Source organism: Sellimonas caecigallum (assembly GCF_019754295.1).
Classification (GTDB): Bacteria; Bacillota; Clostridia; order Lachnospirales; family Lachnospiraceae; genus Sellimonas; species Sellimonas caecigallum.
On record NZ_VIRV01000001.1, the window covers coordinates 235933 to 254990 of the forward strand.

The window sequence follows — 19058 nt, forward strand, 5'->3', positions numbered from 1 at the left end:
ACCTACTTCCACAAAAACGGAGGATACTCGTCCAAATCTCCACGCAAATATCTCGCCAGCAACATAGCTTGTGCATGGGGAACCATACCCCACTCAATCTTTTCGTTCAGAAACGGATGTTTTATTACATCCTGTTTTCGCTCCTGCCATGCACTTAAAAAAAGTTTTCTTCCACTGTCATCCAGTATAACGGCACCATTTTCTTTCTGGATAAAATTTTCCTTTTTCACAATCCGCTTATTGATCATGGTAAGGACGAACCGATCAGCCATAATACCTCGCAGCTCTTCCATCACATCCAGAGCAAGCGAAATCCTCCCTGGCCGATCTGTATGATAGAACCCTACATAGGGATCAAGTCCAACTGCTTCCAAAGCTGAGCTACACATACCTGCCAGCAGACTATAAGCAAAAGAAAGCATTGCATTTACATTATCAAGAGGCGGCCTCCTGCTACGCTCCCGGAAGTAAAAATCCTCTTTTTGCTGCAGGATTAGTTGATCGAACACAGAAAAATAGACAGAAGCCGCTTCTCCTTCCAGCCCCAGAAGTTTTGAAGCATCCTTACATACTCTAATGTCCTGAAGCCTGTGATAGAGAAACGCTGATTTTTCTTTCATCTTGTCCACATCTAGTCTCAACGGATAATCACGAGTGGCACGTTCTAAGATCCATCTTGTATTATATACTTTTCCAAAAATAAAATTTCTTGCAATGCTGATACTTTTCTCTTTATTTTCGCTGACACGGTACTGCTGCTTTCTCAAAGTAACGTTTCCTTTGACTTCCCCTGTTACTCTTGCAAGGAATCTTCCGTTTCCAGACATAAATGTTAGGTCTATATTTCTCTGAGCGCACACTCCCATCAGTGCCGGACTTGCACCTGTATAGCCAAATGTCACAATACCTTGGAGATTATGCAGTGGGATCCGCCCAATCTCCTCCCTTTCTTCCAGCACAACCACATTTTCCCCATCCAAAGAAAGATATCTGTTTGTGCCAGTTACATACAGGGTATTTAATAATCGTTTCAATCTGGTTCCTCCTCTTTCATTCTACTGTCTAGATAGCTTTTTACGGAAATATCTTTGTTCAGCATGGGCAAACAGATATCTTTCAGCGAACATGCATTACAACTTTTACTTCGTTTTACTTTTGGTGTATACCTTTGTCCGTAATACTTATGCATCTCCACAAACATATCCTTCACTTTGCGCCTTAGTTTCTCAGTAAATTCTATTGTCTCGCGGTGCCGTATTTCTCCATAATAGATATATCCATAAGGAATATCACAGCACAACATTTCTTCTAAACAGAGCGCCTGTGCCGCAACCTGCAACGCATCAACATCGTTTAACTTCGGCTTTCCCCGCTTATACTCGACCGGCACCACAGTATATTTCCCTTCGTGACCGGAAATCGAAATCCCTTTCTCCGATCTGTGGAATTCTACAACATCACACTCACCACTTATTCCGAGTTCCCTTGAATGCACCGGCATGGCTCTGACAACAATAAGATTACCTCTTTTTTCTTTCATAGCTACGTCATGTGCTTTTTCATGGAGAAGGTGCCCTTCCACAGTTCTTACATTCTCCTGCCACTGAAGTTCAATATAAGCAAGCGCCCACTGTCTACGACAAAAAGCGAAATGCTGGATTCCTGAAAGCTGCAGAAAATCTTCCTCATTATACAAAATCAAATACCTCCGGTTTCACACAACCATCCAATTCCCATGTAATACCGTAGTCTTCAAACTTTGAAGGCCTGCTTACCTCATTCATTTTAAAGCTTCTTTGTATCTTTCCGCTTGAGACAGCCGGTGTTTTTTCAACATGCTGCCACCAGTACATCCTGCACACCTCTATACTTCCGTCTGGTCTTGCCGATGAGGCGTCATTTTCGAACAGTGTCTTTAAAGATTCTTTCAAGATTTCTGCATCCTCCTGCGAAAATCCTGTTTTTTCTGCAAGCTGTACATTAACACTCCCCATTAGCTTATATACAGCATACGCAATTCGGTGCTTTGTTCCCATCGTATCCGACGCCTTACTCTCTTTTCCCGCCTCGCTGTTCACACTCTTAGTGATCTGCATACTGATAATATCCACGGGAGACAGGCTTACCGCCTGATGGATTGACACCGGGCCTCGTACGCCAAAAGATACGTCCTCTCCTTTAAATGCAAATACCTGTCCAAAACTTCTCACATCGATCCATTCCTTACAGGCTATCTGGGCACACAGATCTCTGTTCGCTTTTTTCTTTTTACTGATCTCTTTGTTCAGCTCTTCACAACTTTCCGCTCTCTCCTTTAAGCTGCGGAACCCGTCATCTGCCCTGTCATCCGGTTGCACAAACACTCGCTGTCCTAAATCCTGAAAACGGTTTCTTATCTTTCTTTTGATACATACATCTGAAATCTCTCCGTACCCGTCAAGATTGATTCTAGGGCGATTTCCATTCAGCGGATCGCCATTAGGATTGGCATTGGACACACTCACAAACAATGTAAAATCAATTTTCCCTTTTAATTCACTCATTTTCGTTTCCTCCATCATTTGCTTTATTTTTATTATATTTCAGATCATAAGACTGACTGTGGAACCCTAAAAGGTAGAGTCCATCTAACTTATCATTTTTACGAAACGAATCCATATCAAAGAGCTGACAAATGCTGTCTATCAGATTTTCATAGTATCGTCTCTCCACGATCGGAAGTTTATTGAGATATGGCTGTAGATTTTCTTCTATGATCTTCCATGTCTCGAACGGTCTCTGGGAAAAAATATTCATATACCGCTTTGCATTTGTCACTCTCGCATTATCCTTTTCTTTCTCAAATGTGCGATACTCAATCCTGTCTGCCACGGCAAGTAGTCTTCCGTACAAATAAGCTCTGTTTTCGCATTCTTTATTCAATGCCATGCCCCATTCCTCCTTCTCTCTCTCATATCTATTTTTTTTCACAAATGAGCAGGCCAGTGTCAAAACTCGCTCCCAGTTATAACGCTCTTTATACGCCTGCGGCATGGATGCCCTGTTTATGGCAGTCATAACCAGATCATAGGGAATATTCCTGTTATCCCAGATGCAGGGAAGCAACCTGCGTCCAAGCTCTGCATAGAGCCTTTTCCCGTTTTTGTCGGCGATCGTAAGCTTTCCGTTTGACTCTAATCCGTATAAAATATCAGCGATATCCCGTACCCCCGGTACACCATAATAACTCTTTCTGTTTCCTTCTTTGTATTTCCATTGAATCCATCCACACTGCTCATGCCATTTTCTAATATTATCTAAATATCTTACGGTATCCAGGGTCTTAAACTCTGCCAACGCTAACCTTCCTGTCGTTGCCGCATCAAATGCCATAAGGATCATATGCGAAGTATTTTCTACCTGCTTTCTATATCCTTCCAACGCACTGTAAAACTGCCGTGCGGTCATCGGGTTTCCATCAGACCTTGCTTCTTCTTTCTCTTCTTTCCAACCATCTGGAAAATCGTCCTGAAACTGTGCCTGAATATCTTCTTCGCCTGTTTCCACCGTGATATCTGACAATGCTAATGAACTGATCGTCTCTGTATCCGCATCCCACGGCGGCATTTTCTTCATATCGGACTCCCACGTAATCATCGTCAAAGTATCAAAGCTCCTCCCCTGTTTTCGAATGATCCATTTCAGAGCATTATGCATTTTCTGAGATGACTCATTTCCAATAGCAAAAGCCTGCTCTTTTGTAGTGAAACGTCCGCGAAATGTAAAGTTTACATCATCATTTGATGAAACCAGTTTTGCTCCATCACCTTCATTACGGATCTTTTTCGAATGGAGATAGGAGGCTGTCTGAATATTTCCTGTCAGATAATCCAGTTCTTTTTTCCCTTCTAGAGAGCGATAATACTGAATGAAGCAATCCATAAGCGAAGAATCTTTCCAACATTCATCGCAGGTCTGTCCAAATTCCATTCTATCTTTTCCTCTCACAATAAATCGAACGAATACCATACTTTGAGTGACTCCATCTATCTTAATCTCATCCGTTAGATATCCTTCTTCATTTTGTAGTAGGATCTTTTCCTGTATAAGGTCTTGAATCAACGTTCTTTTTTTCAAATAATGCCAGACGGCATCTACCTTTTCATGAGAGAAAGAAGATAGGTGCCATTTTTCCAGTTCTTCCATGTACAGTTCATTATAACTTACTATGTCTCCCTTTTTATCCTGTACATATCTTCCATAATCTCCTGCCAGATATTTCAGATTATCACAAAACGGATGAGGCGCTTTTCCAGCTGTCCTGCTGCCCGATTTTTCTGTTACTGGAATAATCGTCATTTTGTCCTCGCTTCCTACTTTCGATGCCTTCAGAAATTCTCCTTCTGCACTGAGCGTCACTTGGATCTGAGCTGACACTGTAGTATGGAAAGGTGGCAGTAGTACGTATGGGATCTTCTCATCTTTTCCATTCTTCTTAAACAACTTATACTGAATAATTCCCACCTGTGAACTGTTCTTATCATATAAGTTGATTAATTCTTCTTCCCAACTCAACCTATTACCTCCTCTCCTTCAAATTCCTGAAGTCCGCTAAATTTCCCCTCTCCAAACACTTTACGCCTCATTTTTTTAATAAAGCGCTTTTCCGGGCATTTTTCTGGACGTAGAAACTCAATGATCCCTCTAGTTTTCATTACAGGTCTCCAGAAATTTACCGTCATCTTATCCTGTTCTTCCGGCAGTTCTGCTTCATCTGCATATGTGATGCCATGATACATAAAACCATATGCTACCTCGCCGGGCATGTTATCATAATAGCTTTCCCCTTTACCGAACTCGCACGGATTTACAAACGCCTGACACTCCCTGGTTCCCAAAAATATATCTCTTCTACCGCCTCTTTGCACCATCTTTTTGGCAATATTATGATGTTTGTTCTCATTTCTGTCATTTTCAAGCTCAGGATGATTTAAATTAAATTCAAAATGTGCCCGCACCTGATAGCATACATCTTTTAGATACGTGTAATATGCGAGCTCGTTTCCACCGTTATATCCTATCGGACGGACGCCTTTTGTCTCCGTCTGGATCGGTCTCATCACACGGACTGCGTCAATGATCCATTTGATCGTTGGCTTCCAGTATATGCTCTCCGTGATCCCTTTCAGGGCTTCATAAGTAGGGATATGATAACTCGATTTTTCTCCGCCGACTCTGGTTACCGGATCGGAAAAAAGTGCATAATCTCCATATACCTCAAATTCTATTGTATTTCTGTATTTTTCCATCTCTTCACCTCCTTAAAAATTTAAAAATCGGTTCCTTGGTTCTTCCAGTAAACCTTCCTTTCTGTCGTAATAATCAATATTTAATACATTAATCGCCATATCATCGATTTTATGGATTGCCCTACCGAGCTTCTTAAAAAGATATTCTGAGAGTCCCACCGAATACTGCTGCAATGTCTGAACTGCTTTCTTTTGATCAAACAGTGATGCGAATCTATCTTCCAAGATATAAATAGCCTTTTCGGCTACATCATCATAGGGAATTACAACTGTCATTTCGGCTTCCTCGTCGATGACCTTATACTCTTTTCCCGCCGTTGCAAAGGCCTGGCATATACGAGGCTCTCCTTCCCTGCTTCCATGCCTTCTTTTAAATTGACTACGTCCCGGTTCATTCCTTCCCAACAATTCTTCCAACGTCGTTTCACAGGAACGACTTGGATATTTCGTAGGCGCCACGCCTAAATCATGAAAGTATTCTTTGTAATATGCTGTTACCGATCTTTCTGAATCTATGGAACCTTCATAATCTTCCGGATCCTGTTTAAAATAATATAAAACCTTCTCTGCAGCTTCCTGCGCTCGTCTAATATCATAAAGTCTGTCAAGTCGTTCAGCATCCTGTGCCATTTTAATGATATAAACCTTTCCAATTTCCATCTCTTTATGTCTGTTGCAGCGCCCGGCCGCCTGAACAATGCTGTCCAATCCCGCCAAAGAACGAATTACGCAGCCAAAAGATAAGTTTACCCCAGCTTCGATGAGCTGCGTACTAACACAGATAACTGGTTTCTTATCCTTTAAATTCTGTTTAATGGCTTCCAATTCATCCTTTCTGTTCTTGGGACACATTCTGGCACTCAGATGATATAGATCGCATTCCTCACTGCAGGACCTTTTTAATTCTTCATAAACCATTTTGGCACATTTTGTTGTGTTTACAATGATAAGCACAGAACCATATTCCTGGAAAGACTCCAGCGCAAATTCACTGATATCTTCCGGTTGCATACCACCATGCACCAGATCCGTCTTATCCTCAATCTCTACCCTCTTAAACGCATCCACATACCGCCCGGATGGACCTACCATATCAATACAGTCAAACAAATTATTTTCCTTTAAGGATGCCAACGACGGCTGAGTAGCCGAACATAAGATAACTGTTGTATTACAAAATACAGTCAGAAAATTTACCGCCAGATTAAACAATTCTGTCCCCCTTATTGGAAAAGCTTGTACTTCGTCAAAGATGATCACACTATTGCACAAATTATGCATCCTCCGGATACTGCTTTTTTGCCCAGAAAACAACGTATTGAGCATTTGCACTGCGGTAGTTACGATAATCGGAACATCCCAACTTTCCGTCAATTTCTTGTAAACCATTTCCCTGTTCTCATCTTCATAGAAAATATTGCAGTGGTGTTCCAGTACAAAGTCTCCATTTCCGACCGCCTTCCTGATATCTTCCGCGTTCTGTTCTAGTATTGAGTTGTACGGGGCGACATATATAATATGCTTCTTATGATATTTCTGTGCATGATGAAGAGCAAACCGAAGACCGCTGAATGTCTTACCTGCCCCGGTAGGGACTGTAAGCCTGTACAAATTTCTTTCTTCTTTCGCCGCCTGAAAACAAATATCAGATATCTTATTTCGATACTCATTCAACGGACTTTTTTCTCCGGAATCGGTCAAACAATTCATATAATCCTCAAAATTTGCGATTGATTCCCACCAAATCTCCTGCATCCTTTCCTCAGTAATCCGATCTGGGTGTGGTTCTCCTTGGCAAAAGCACGCCGTATCAGTCCAGTCGCTGTCGATTAATACAGATAACGCTAATCTCTCATACATTCCCAGATAAAAATCTCTGCTCCCGCAGTCTCTTTTCCCTGTACTACGCACAAAGTCATCGATATGTCTGAGAATTTTCATTAAATCCAAATGTGCCGCGACAAGATATTTTATCAAAAGATTCTTATCAATGATTTCAAAATATCTTTGCTGTATCGTTTCAAATTCGATTTCTCTCTCCCGACGCTTTTCAAAAAGTGTAACTCCCGATTCCATATCAATGTTGTCCTGCAGACCATGATGTGAATAAATTACCGTACTAATAAACTCAGAGAGCATTTTTACACCAATAATACTCTCAAGAATTCTTCCCCCAGCAGACGTATGATCAATTGTTCGTCTTCTCGCAGCCTTACCATTTTTTCGGATATCATCCATATATTCGAAAAATTCCTCACTTAGCTTCCCTGCATCATGAAGCAATGCTTCGGATATAACTATGTTTTTCAAGATTTCCAAAGGGCAGTTTTTTTCGGCAAGCTCCATTGTTCCTAAAAGATGTTCGCTTACGCTTTGTGTGGTTCTATTTTTCAAAACCACATGCGCCAAATATGAATCATTCTGCAAAAAAGCAGATTGTTTCCTTTTGTCATTATCTATAATAATCACTCCATTTCCATATACATTATCCATAAGCAAAACACCACACATTCAGTATTTATGCGGATTTGCAAGACATAACAAACTTCTTTATATCTCGTTAAGAAAGCTTTCCAACTATTTACTTTTTGCCGCCAATATTTTTGTGTGTTTTTATTATTTTTTAGTTTGTTTTTTTATGTTTTTTATATATTTTAACCAATTTTAACACAATCTAACTTTTTAAACAAGAATAAAACTAACTATATATTCAAACCCGTAAAAGAAGGGTTTATGAGTAAATATATTTCTAATAGTCAGAGCTTCCCGAAGTTTATTAAAAAACTTTGTAACCCTCTGAATAAAGTACCTTATGTATGTTATGGATATTAGGGGACATATTTATCCTACCATCTGAAAAGCCGATCACAACACACAAAAAATCCTGGAATCTAAACCTATACTCAGGCAAACTCTGATTTCAGGAAAGCCCTTATTTTCTACACTTTTTGTTATAACTTCGTCATTTAGATTCGCTACGGAAGCAAGCTTTCTACGCTCGTCCACAACTTTTATTTCACTCCTTCTGAAAATTTATTTGCGCCAGAACGTCGAACACTCCGCTTTATCTATCCGATTAAAATTGATGATTTTTTCTAACAAAGGAAAATTTACCGTATCCTCCCATCCAATTCTGAAAAGATTTTTGCTTTGCGTGTATCCTGCTTCCCTGATTTCATTTGAAAACTCTTCCATTCCTTTTGTCTCCGGATAAATAGGAAAATGGTTCTTAGAAGCACTAAATCCAATAATAAATGTTTTGTGTTCCAGAAACATAGGCTGTTTCCACATTGTTTTATATTCCAAATCAGGGAACGTTCGTGTAATCCAGGCAAAAATTTGGCGCAGACGCTTTCTATGCTCTTCATTTTCAATGGTTGACAGATATTCTTCCATTTCTTTCACAACTGCAACTCCTTTACCTAATTCTGAGTTTACTCTTCCCTGATTAGGTTTTTGTATTCTGATGAAAAAATTTTATTTATAGGGGTTTGGGATTCCACTTTCTCTCACTTCCCAAAGTGCTCATCTACTATTGCATTCAGTTGCGTAGCGATATGTGAAAATTCGCAGTTTAGATCCAGCGTTTTCGTACTTATCTGGTTTCCGCTCATCTGATAGACGTTATCTGGCTGAATTGCCTCGTCTGTCGCTGCATAAAGAAGCATTCCAGAAACAGTATGAGGTTCGTCTCCAAATTCCGCATCCTTGTTTTTTACGTAAGTAAAGATTTGGTACAAATTTCCAGAATGAAGCGTATGGACATCATACTTTGCCTGTGTCGTATGTGTATAATACTTAGCATCGATGATGAGCACCTTATTCCCCTGAGTCAGCATAATATCGCTCTGCATAATCGGCAACATCGTACCAAACCCATCATCTAAAACCCACGGAATCTGTGATGCTCTTACCATTATTTGTGGGCACTCCTTGGTATAGTATTCAAGAATAAACTTCTCATACAGACGATTCATGCGCTGCTCGTCAACAAAAGAGGCAAGCTTGTATTCTCCAGAATCTGTAGTTAAAAGCATCCCCTCAAGAATGAGCTGACACAAACTTATGAGCATCCGATAGGTATTATTGTTCCTCTGGAAGCGAATAGCTGTCCAGCGAATCGTACTTGGATCAATAGTTTCTACATTTGAGAAGAACAGCATTTCTTTTTTTAGGTCGTTTTTATATCGTTGGTCTACCCGGGCATGTCGGAGAAGGAGCATAACTGTTGTTTTCAGAATCTGATTCAAAAGATTGTTTTCAGAAAGCTCATCATACTCGCAAGTCAGTACTCTCTTTCTGGCAAGACGGTTTTGAATGGTTCCAGACATATCAATTTTGCCGCGAACCACCGCGATATCTTCTTTACAACTCAAATACTGCCTATACAAGCCCTGCTTCAATTGCCTACCGATTCCTTTAGAAAGAATGGCAGCAAAAAGGTTATGTATGTTCTCAAATTCTTCAGCAGCAATATCCTCATAACTACCTTGATTCAGTATCACAAAGGCATACGAAAGCATGTAGTATATATTCTTTATAAAGATACTCTTATCCTTAATCATTGAAACACTCCCAGCAGAATGTTCTCCCAACGCTGAAGATTGTTGGCATCGTCAAACCAATATTCTCTTAGCATTGGAAGAATATCGTAATCTACAACAGAATGCAACCATTCCTCTGTGCGAACGTCCCTACCACAGAAATAGCTGTGTCCAATGCAGAACCCCTTGCCCAGCGATTTATCGAGAACAATTGCACGATTCAAATCCTTGACCTTTGACACAAGTTCATTCAACATTTCATTGTTTAAGTTGTTCTGATAATGAATGAAACCCTCAGAATCAAAACCTGGTTCAATTTCAAAGAAGCTAAATCGACGCCGAAGCGCATAATCAATCATGGCAAGACTTCGGTCAGCCGTATTCATCATACCGATAATATAGAGATTCTTCGGTACAGAGAACGAAAGTCCATTATAAGCCAGTGTTGCCTTTGTACCTCTATAATCTTTTTCAATCAACATCAACAACTCCCCAAAAATCTTGCTCATGTTGCCACGGTTAATCTCATCGATAATGAAGAAGAACTCTTTAGCCGGCTGGTTTGCTGCCTTCTGGCAGAAGCGGTAGAAAATGCCGTATTTCAGTTCGAATCCATCCTTGACCGGTTTATAACCCATCACGAAATCCTCATAAGAATAGTTTTGATGGAATTGGACAAATTCAATACGGCTGTCATCCTTTTCCCCCATCATAGACCATGCCAAGCGTCTTGCGGCAAAAGTCTTACCTACCCCCGGAGCTCCCTGTAGAATAATGTTTTTCTTGTTACGAAGGACAGCTACCAGGCTCTCATATCGTTTTTCCGTCATATAGACTTCGTTCAAGAAATCACTCTTTGCGTAGGCATCGGCAGAAGTTGTCTCAGCCACCGGATTTTCTTCACGGATCATATCGAGAATGAAGTCGTATTCGCCTCTAGTCAACTTAAACAAGCTGCCTTGTGGATTCTGGAAATACTCCATACGTTCCAGCTCTGAACATTCCTTTAAAGTTGCATAATTAATCGGAGATGTCAATCCTTCAACCTTTTCAAAGAACAGGTTCTCGCCATCCTGCTCTGCACTGACACGTGCAATTGCCACAATCTGCTTGACCGGATTCGACTCATAACCGATGATCATATCGCCAGACTTTGCATCAAGAAAGTTCTGAAAAATACGACGCTTATTTCCATTTTCATTATAAAGGGTATAGTCCCCCGGTAGTTGGAATTTGCCACCGTATCTGCAACAAAATTGATAAACTCTACCTTGACGTTGTGATCAAATTGCTTTCGTGGAACACTGGCAGGAATAGATATCTGTATCATACATCCCTGTATACGACTTTTAAATCATAGATTCTTTCCTTGGATTGTTTTTATGATCGACCTTGTTGCTTCATATATTCGAGTGCTTTGTAATATTGTTTTTTTGAATACATTTTATCCTTTCTTAATGGTATTTAGTTCAACTTTTTGTCAGCACGCCCAATTTGGGGGCGGACGTTTTCTTGGACTAAACGGTCCCTCCTCTACTTTGCCTATATTCCACTGGACTCATTCCACCCAATGATATCTTGATTCTCTTGTCCCGATGCCATATCATATATTCTTGAATTTACCGGATAAATTCTTTGATTGTTGTATCTTTCCATGAACGGCCATAAAACATCTCATTTTTCATTCGCCCAAAAAACCTCCACAATAGGAAATAAATATACTTTTCCTGCCACACTTTCCGCTTGTAAGAGGGAAAGTCGGAAAGATATCCGCAGCCGACGCTTACCTGCATATTCTTAAAAATATCGTTCATTTCATCACTCCAATCTAAAATTTAGGCAAGAAAAAAGCAGTCAATCCTGAGACTAACTGCTTTCAATATCAACTACCGAACAAATTAAATTCTTTTTGCAACCAATTTTCTATTTGTTTTGCTTCTTTCTCCTTTAACCCAACCTCTATTTGCTTTGGAATAATTACTAAAATTTTACTCTTTTCCCACTCAAGATTATTCAAAGTAAGAAATTCTTTTGCATTCCATTTGGTTTTAGGTGCATATTTTAAATTTTTCGTAAAATTTACATCAGAAGTTCTATTAACCAATTTAGACTTTGTTTTACCTGCAACAATTCCATATAATTGATTGTTCATTTTGAAAAATTTTATATATGTAAAATAAAATATTCCTGCTTCAGCAAGTTTATTTTCAAAACTATCACTAGGTCTAATTAACTTTGGGTTATTAGTCGGTATGTCAGTATCAAACCATTTATATGAATGTTTGTAATCAGACTTATTTAACTGTTCTTCAATTTCTTTATCAGTATAAAAACTGAATTGTTTAGTATATTGAAAATTCTTGCCCATAAAATAGGTTTCTCCTTTGATGTTTTATTAAGATATTTTAATTATAGCACCCTCTATATAAACACCAAAATAAAATTTTATGTACCGATAATTTTGTTGAACAGTTCTAAGAGTACGTTTTTTACACCGCCAACATTGAACACCAATTCGACTAAGATAGTAACGACAGTCGCTAGGGCAAGTACGCCCGTACATAATCGTTTCAATCTCTTTTTCATAATGCTTCATGCTCCTTTCATTTTAGGTAAAAAATAGACGCTCATTTCTGAACGTCTTACATTGAAAAGGGATACTTTTTACAAGTACCCCTCAAATTGAATATTTAGTTTCTTGTGTTCCCACACTCTATATCAACAACTACTGAAACATTGATATAGTTTTTAATCTCTTTATTTCGGATTTTATCGCCCTCACTCGTAAAGACGATATGTTTGAAAAAGTGCCTAAAATTAAGGATTTCTACATAGTTCGTCTTTGTAGCAACACACAAGTCTCAACATGATATGTCCCTGGAAATAAATCCACGCAGCTTACTCTTTCGACTTTATACCCTCTTCCTGTGAGCATTTCCAAGTCTCTTGCCAGGCTGGTCGGCTTGCATGAGATATAGACCATCGTGTCCACACCAAAATCAATGATTTTTTCCAACGCTTTTGGATGGACTCCATCGCGCGGAGGATCCAGGATGATGAGGTCCGGCACTTCCTGGAGATCGTCGATGACTTTCAGGACATCCCCAGCCCAGAAGCTGCAGTTTTCCAGATTGTTCAGCGTGGCATTTTCACGGGCAGCTTCCACAGCTTCCTCCACGATCTCCACTCCTACCACTTTCTTTGCCACAGGTGCGACGATCTGGGCAATGGTTCCCGTACCGCTGTACAGGTCAAAGATGACTTTGTCTTTCGTCTCTCCGATATAGTCGCGCGCAGTTTGATACAGCACCTCAGCTCCAAGGGAGTTTGTCTGGAAGAAGGAAAATGGCGTGATCTTAAATTTTAATCCCAGCAGTTCTTCATAGAAGAAATCCTGTCCGAATAAGATTTCTGTCCCTTCATCTTTTACGACGTCCGCCAGGCTGTCATTCTTCGTGTGGAGGATGCCTGCGAATGTTCCGTCCAGTTCCAGGGCAAGAAGCGCGTCTTTCCATCCTTCCAGAAGTGCGTCTTCTCCTGTGTAAGTGGTCGTCGTTATGAGATCCACGAGGATTTCCTGCGTCTTTACTGCTTTTCTCACAAGCAGGTGGCGGAGATATCCTTCGTGGCGCATGCGATGATAGAATGGGACAGACTGGGCGGCAAAGTAATTCCGGGTGCACTCCAGTATTTTTCTGTAATCTTCATCCACGATCCGGCAGTCGGAGACGGTCACAATATCATGGAAGCTTCCTCTCTTGTGCATACCGAGGGAGAGTGGTCCGTCTTTATATTCATCTCCGAAGGAGAATTCCATCTTGTTTCGATAACATTCCTTTACAGGACTTTCTTTGATTCCATCAAAGATATAGTTTGAGATTACCCCGTCAAGCAATTCTTTGACCTGGGCTTCTTTCAGCTTTAGTTGTTCTTCATATGGAAGATTCTGATAGGTGCAGCCGCCGCAGGCGCCAAAGTGCGGACATGGAGGCTGGATTTCCATTTCTGACGGCTCCACTACTTCCAGTATTCGCCCTTCTGCTTTTCCTTTTCTCACTTTATTGACAGAAACTTTTACTGTTTGGCCCGGGATGGCATTTTTTACAATGATTTCTTTCTCCTCTCCATCCACTTTTACGATTCCCTTGTTGGGAAATTTTACGCAGCTTACGCGTCCTTCATATACGCTCCCTTTTTTCATTCTGATTTATCACTCCTGTTTTTCTCTGTTTTTTCTATTTGTTATGGCTTTTTGCGGATTTGTTTCGCAGGACAAAAAATAAGACAGGAAATCTGCTCCTGCCCTATTTCTCTTTCATCATTGTCGAAACGCTTTATTCTACTTCATCGTCTTCGTTGAAAAAGTCATCGTCAAAATCATCATCGAAATCTTCTTCAAAGTCTTCCAGATAGTCCGGTGTAAAGAAAGAATACACAGCGTAAGCAATCGCTGCAACGGCTGCAACAGCTCCTACGATAGCCAGTACCCAGACGATCACTTTTTTAGTCTTATCTTCATCCTTTTTCTGTAATAACTCACTTAATTTGGAAGCTGCCATAATCTCTTCAAACTTTCCGCTCATGCTCCCTCTCCTTTCCGATGTGTTACCATCTAACGCTTACTTTGTTGCAATAATTATACCACTATCATAATCATTTTGCCATCTTTTTATGTGAAATTTGATGTGTTTTCGGCGATTTATTCTTCTATTTTCTGAAGTTTTGCAAATCCTGCAAACATTCGTTTCGTTCCTACCTGATCAAAATCAACCGTCACTTCGTAGTCTCGTCCGCCTTCTGTAATGGAAGTGACAAGCCCTTCTCCGAATTTCATATGGCGCACTCGGTCTCCCACGTCATAGCCCGGACCCTTTTGACCTGCAACTTTAAACTGCTGTACCGGCTTTGTGACTCCTCCAAACGCTTGTGTCCGAAATGCCTCTTTTGCCTTCGCGTAGACGTCATTTTTCGGAATATCCATGTTTTTCTTCTCTTCGAGACGTCCGGTGCCGGTGTTTAAAAGCGTGATCGGGATTTCTTTCAGGAATCGGGACAGATTGTTGTACTGTGTCGTTCCGTGAACCATCCTGCGTCTTGCACTTGTGAGTGTCAAGTCATCCATAGCCCTCGTGATTCCAACGTAGCAAAGTCTGCGCTCTTCTTCCAGCTCCATCGGATCATCGGCTGTGATCGTCATATAGCTCGGGAAAAGCCCGTCCTCCATACCTGCCAGAAAGACGTATGGGAACTCCAGTCCCTTTGCGCTGTGAAGTGTCATCAGCACGACATAATCGCTTGTCTCATCCAGGTTGTCAATATCTGCCACGAGAGCAACTTCTTCCAGAAAACCTCCAAGCGTCGGCTTTTCGTCTGTCTCTTCACAGCTTTCAATATAGGCGGCCATTTTATTTCGCAGTTCGTCCACGTTTTCGATCCGGCTCTCCGCGTCTTCGCCATCGATATCCCGCAAATAGTCTTCATACTCGATCGTATCGATGATCTCATTGAGAAGCTCCAAAAGATCCATCGTTCCTGCCTCTGCCCGGAAGTGTTCGATCAAAGCGGCGAATGATTCCAGCTTCGGGAGGCTTCGCCCGATACCAGGAATCAGATCTGCCGCCAGGAGTGCTTCGTAAAAACTGATTTCTTTTTCAGCCGCATATTCCTGCACCCGGTTGATGGATGTCTGTCCGATCCCTCTTTTGGGCACGTTGATGATACGGCGCACTGCCAAATCATCTCTTCCATTTTCGATAGTCCTCAGATAGGCAAGAAGGTCTTTGATTTCCCGCCTTGCATAAAAATTCACGCCTCCGATGATTTTGTAAGGAATGTTTGCCGTCACGAACCGTTCTTCAAAAAGACGGGATTGTGCATTAGTCCGGTACAAAACAGCAAACTGATTGTATGAAGCGTTCTGGGACTGTGTCTTCCCCTTGATCGTGCTTACAATATAGTCTGCCTCGTCGTACGCTGTGTCAAACTGACGGAACGTGATCTTTTCTCCCGCGTCTTTCTCCGTCCACAGTTTTTTCTCTTTTCGCCCTACGTTGTGGCTGATGACCGCATTTGCCGCATCCAGGATATTTCCGGTAGAACGGTAATTTTGTTCCAGCTTGATGACTTTTGCATCCTGGAATACGTCCTCAAAACTCAGGATATTCTTGATGTTTGCCCCGCGGAATTTGTAGATGGACTGATCGTCGTCACCCACCACACAGAGGTTCCTGTATTTTGAGGAGAGAAGACGGATCAGTTCAAACTGCGCCGTGTTCGTATCCTGATACTCGTCTACCATGATATAGCGAAAACGCTCCTGGTAATAATCCAGCACATCCGGCTGTGTCTGGAAGAGCTGGACTGTGCGCAGAAGAAGATCGTCAAAATCCAGTGCATTGTTTGCCCTGAGCTGCTTTTCATATTCTTCGTACACTTCTGCAATCTTCTTTTTTCCAAAGTCTCCCCCTGCATTCAGGAGATATTCCTTTGGTGTGATCAATTCATCCTTTGCCGCAGAGATAGCTGCCAGGAGACTTCTTTCTTTATAAATTTTTGTGTCCACCTGGAGATATCTGCACACATCTTTCATCAGCGATTTCTGGTCGTCTGCGTCATAAATAGTAAAGCTGGTATCGTATCCCAGACGGTCGATAAATCTCCTGAGAATACGTACACACGCAGAATGGAACGTGCTGACCCATATACTTTCCGAACCAAACCCTACGATTTTGTCCACACGTTCTCTCATTTCCCCTGCTGCTTTGTTCGTAAATGTGATAGCCAGGATATTCCACGGATTGATTCCTTTTTCTTCTATCAGGTAAGCGATCCGGTGTGTCAGGACTCTTGTCTTCCCGGATCCTGCACCTGCGAGGATCAAAAGCGGCCCCTCTGTATGCAAGACCGCCTCTTTTTGTTTCTCATTCAATGAATCGTAAATACTCATTCTATGTACTCCTGTGTCATTTTGATTGTTCCAGTATACCACACGTCTGTTCGGTCTGTAAAGCATGCGAGATCAAACTCCCACACTGCCTTTACAAAAAGCTTTCTACAATTTTCTTGCCATCTAGTATCAAAAACTATATAATGTATATATTGAGATTTACAGGAATGAGGTATGCAATATGACGATTAAGACAGACGACTTGCTGAATAGTATTTTAGAGAGCCTCTCTCGCATTGATTATATCCATTCGGGCGAGATTCCGAATATAGATCTTTATATGGACCAGGTTACCACGTTTATGGAAAAACAGCTCGAATCCACAAAACGGTATCCGCAGGACAAGATCCTCACAAAAACCATGATCAACAATTATGCAAAAAATGATCTTCTCCCGCCGCCGGTCAAGAAGAAGTATTCCAAAGAGCATGTGCTGATCCTGATTTTTATCTATTATTTTAAAAATATTCTTTCCATACGGGACATCGATCTCCTCTTGAAGCCGCTTACGGAAAAGTATTTTGGTAAAGACGCGGATTTTGATCTCTCCTCTGTATATGAGGAAGTCTGCCAGATGGAGAAGAACCGCGTACAGTCTGTACAGGATGATATTACCGCGCTCTGGGCACAGGCATCGGAAAGCTACGCGGATGCACCGGAAGAAGACCGGGAGATGCTTCAGCTTTTTGCTTTTATCTGCTCTCTTAGTTTTGACGTCTACATCAAAAAGCAGATCATCGAGAAAGTCATCGATTCCTTCCCGACATCCAGGCATTAAACAACATGCTTCATAACAAAAGACGCCGGAACAAACCGGCGTCTTTTTACTTACTCTTTATTTTCAAGCCTTTTAAATACCATATCATATCCGTCATTTCCGTAATTTAAAGAACGATTCACACGACTGATGGTGGCTGTCGATGCACCTGTCTTCTCTGCGATTTCAAGATAGGTTTTTTGCTCTCTCAGCATCTTGGCAACCTCAAACCGCTGTGATAAGGAAAGCAGCTCATTGATCGTACAGATATCTTCAAAGAAAATATAGCACTCTTCCTTATCCTTCAGGCTTAAAATGGCTTCAAATAAACTGTCCACAGCATCTGTTTTAATTTTTCTACTCATATCTACCCTCCGTGAATTATTCGGGCAAGTTTTTCTGCCATAACTTATTTTAGCACACTAAATTTATAAAGTCCAGTGTTTTTAAGCTATCCCTGCTTTTTCAGAAGAGACTGAAACTTTTCGTATGATGTGGTAGATATCAGTTTTTCCGGGAAATCCACTTCCTCAAGAATCTTCTTTACATACTTAAAATTCCCGGCATCGTCTTCGACATGGGCATCACTGCCTGTTGTAATATATACCTCTTCTTTTTTACAGATTTCCAGCATTTCTTTTGCATTTGCCCAGGTATTGACACGGAATCCACCTGGCCGGAGGGAAGAATTATTGACTTCCAGGAGAGTGTGTGTTTCTTTGGCGGCACGCACAAGCTTTTCGTAATCTACCGGAATCCTTCCATCATCCGGATGTCCGATAATATGAATATACGGATTTTTCATCGCATTCAGATATGCGTTTGTATTTTCCTCCCGTGTCTTTCCTTCTCCGTAGCAAAGTCCGTGGATGCTGGCAATCACAATATCCATAGTTCTCAGGATTCCCTGCGGAAGATCTACTGTCCCATTCTCATCCATAATATTCAACTCCACTCCCATCATCAATGAGAAATGGCCTCTTTTTCTCGGTATGACTGCATAGTTCTGAAAATAGATCTCTGAACAAGTTCCCGGCATTTTGGGCGCGTGTTCCGTGATGGCCATCCCTTCCAGTCCTCTCTCTATCCCCGCCAGGATCATCTCTTTCATCGTACTGTATGCATGTCCGCTTGCGATTGTGTGTGAATGAGTGTCCACTGCGATCTTCATTTTCTTTTCCTTCTTTCTTTTCTTTGCTTTCTTCTGTTTTGTTAACAGTGTAACACATTTCTTTTTCCAGTACAAACCTCACATATTTTTCCTGATTTCGCAGAAACTGTTAGTGAGGTGATAAAATTGCAGAACAAAGAGAACTCAAAAGACCAGAAGCGAATCATTGACTCCTATGACTACCTCGCCAATTCCGCTTCTGCCAACGACTGTACCGGACTGATTCCATCTGCTCCCCAATCCAGAGCAGAGCTTGAATCCTACGAGGAAGTTTACGCATTTGTACCTCCGGAAGTGCCAAAAAAAGAGACAGAAAAAAAGAGCGGCTGAAAAAGGTGCCGCTCTTTTTGAT

The 19058-nt window shown here is 41.2% G+C and carries 17 protein-coding genes and 2 pseudogenes; 2 read left to right on the forward strand and 17 right to left on the reverse strand.

Annotated elements, in window-relative coordinates:
- Positions 1 to 2: 2 nt before the first annotated feature.
- The 15 genes and pseudogenes from cas1c to pcrA form a co-directional block, all read right to left on the reverse strand.
- Positions 3 to 1034, reverse strand: coding sequence for a type I-C CRISPR-associated endonuclease Cas1c (gene cas1c, locus FLB61_RS01145; RefSeq protein WP_221919191.1), 1032 nt, complete (start codon positions 1032 to 1034; stop codon positions 3 to 5).
- On the reverse strand, positions 1031 to 1699 hold the full coding sequence (gene cas4, locus FLB61_RS01150; protein ID WP_221919307.1) for a CRISPR-associated protein Cas4: 669 nt from the start codon (positions 1697 to 1699) through the stop codon (positions 1031 to 1033). Before cas4 ends, cas1c begins: the two co-directional genes overlap by 4 nt.
- On the reverse strand, positions 1689 to 2543 hold the full coding sequence (gene cas7c / locus FLB61_RS01155; protein WP_221919192.1) for a type I-C CRISPR-associated protein Cas7/Csd2: 855 nt from the start codon (positions 2541 to 2543) through the stop codon (positions 1689 to 1691). The genes cas4 and cas7c overlap by 11 nt, the downstream gene beginning before the upstream one ends.
- The gene (cas8c, locus tag FLB61_RS01160; protein WP_221919193.1) at positions 2536 to 4554 is read right to left on the reverse strand and encodes a type I-C CRISPR-associated protein Cas8c/Csd1; all 2019 of its coding nucleotides are present in this window, start codon (positions 4552 to 4554) and stop codon (positions 2536 to 2538) included. The genes cas7c and cas8c overlap by 8 nt, the downstream gene beginning before the upstream one ends.
- Positions 4551 to 5288, reverse strand: coding sequence for a type I-C CRISPR-associated protein Cas5c (cas5c, locus tag FLB61_RS01165; protein ID WP_221919194.1), 738 nt, complete (start codon positions 5286 to 5288; stop codon positions 4551 to 4553). The genes cas8c and cas5c overlap by 4 nt, the downstream gene beginning before the upstream one ends.
- 12 nt (positions 5289 to 5300) lie before the next feature.
- The gene (gene cas3, locus FLB61_RS01170) at positions 5301 to 7682 is read right to left on the reverse strand and encodes a CRISPR-associated helicase Cas3' (protein ID WP_221919195.1); all 2382 of its coding nucleotides are present in this window, start codon (positions 7680 to 7682) and stop codon (positions 5301 to 5303) included.
- Between the two features lie 639 nt (positions 7683 to 8321).
- Positions 8322 to 8684 carry an iron chaperone gene (locus FLB61_RS01175; RefSeq protein WP_246599070.1) on the reverse strand — a complete coding sequence of 121 codons (363 nt, stop codon included), beginning with the start codon at positions 8682 to 8684 and terminating at the stop codon, positions 8322 to 8324.
- A 113-nt stretch (positions 8685 to 8797) separates the two neighbouring features.
- On the reverse strand, positions 8798 to 9853 hold the full coding sequence (mcrC, locus tag FLB61_RS01180) for a 5-methylcytosine-specific restriction endonuclease system specificity protein McrC (RefSeq protein WP_221919197.1): 1056 nt from the start codon (positions 9851 to 9853) through the stop codon (positions 8798 to 8800).
- Positions 9850 to 11049 (reverse strand): annotated as a pseudogene (locus FLB61_RS01185) (AAA family ATPase); the annotation flags it as partial. The pseudogene FLB61_RS01185 and the gene mcrC, both read right to left, overlap by 4 nt.
- Positions 11049 to 11212, reverse strand: a pseudogene (locus tag FLB61_RS13410) (DUF961 family protein); the annotation flags it as partial. The pseudogenes FLB61_RS01185 and FLB61_RS13410, both read right to left, overlap by 1 nt.
- A gap of 137 nt (positions 11213 to 11349) precedes the next feature.
- Complete coding sequence (locus FLB61_RS13415; protein WP_465231396.1) at positions 11350 to 11451, reverse strand: hypothetical protein; 102 nt, start codon at positions 11449 to 11451, stop codon at positions 11350 to 11352.
- A 263-nt stretch (positions 11452 to 11714) separates the two neighbouring features.
- Positions 11715 to 12200 (reverse strand): hypothetical protein, encoded by a 486-nt coding sequence (locus FLB61_RS01200; protein ID WP_221919200.1) that lies wholly within the window; start codon positions 12198 to 12200, stop codon positions 11715 to 11717.
- Between the two features lie 459 nt (positions 12201 to 12659).
- Positions 12660 to 14033, reverse strand: coding sequence for a 23S rRNA (uracil(1939)-C(5))-methyltransferase RlmD (gene rlmD / locus FLB61_RS01205; RefSeq protein WP_221919201.1), 1374 nt, complete (start codon positions 14031 to 14033; stop codon positions 12660 to 12662).
- Positions 14034 to 14166: 133 nt separating this feature from the next.
- Entirely contained in the window at positions 14167 to 14415 is a 249-nt protein-coding gene (locus tag FLB61_RS01210) for a DUF4366 domain-containing protein (RefSeq protein ID WP_087199299.1), read from the reverse strand.
- A gap of 116 nt (positions 14416 to 14531) precedes the next feature.
- Positions 14532 to 16778, reverse strand: a complete 2247-nt coding sequence (gene pcrA / locus FLB61_RS01215; protein ID WP_221919202.1) for a DNA helicase PcrA — start codon at positions 16776 to 16778, stop codon at positions 14532 to 14534.
- Positions 16779 to 16959: 181 nt separating this feature from the next.
- On the opposite strand from pcrA, the gene FLB61_RS01220 reads away from it, so the two are divergent.
- Positions 16960 to 17556 carry a DUF1836 domain-containing protein gene (locus FLB61_RS01220; protein WP_221919203.1) on the forward strand — a complete coding sequence of 199 codons (597 nt, stop codon included), beginning with the start codon at positions 16960 to 16962 and terminating at the stop codon, positions 17554 to 17556.
- Between the two features lie 50 nt (positions 17557 to 17606).
- Here FLB61_RS01220 and FLB61_RS01225 read toward each other — a convergent pair whose 3' ends face one another.
- Positions 17607 to 17900, reverse strand: a complete 294-nt coding sequence (locus FLB61_RS01225) for a YerC/YecD family TrpR-related protein (protein WP_087199293.1) — start codon at positions 17898 to 17900, stop codon at positions 17607 to 17609.
- A gap of 86 nt (positions 17901 to 17986) precedes the next feature.
- On the reverse strand, positions 17987 to 18706 hold the full coding sequence (locus tag FLB61_RS01230) for a phosphatase (RefSeq protein ID WP_087199714.1): 720 nt from the start codon (positions 18704 to 18706) through the stop codon (positions 17987 to 17989).
- A gap of 126 nt (positions 18707 to 18832) precedes the next feature.
- On the opposite strand from FLB61_RS01230, the gene FLB61_RS01235 reads away from it, so the two are divergent.
- Positions 18833 to 19036, forward strand: coding sequence for a hypothetical protein (locus FLB61_RS01235; RefSeq protein ID WP_087213453.1), 204 nt, complete (start codon positions 18833 to 18835; stop codon positions 19034 to 19036).
- The last annotated feature ends 22 nt before the right edge of the window (positions 19037 to 19058 follow it).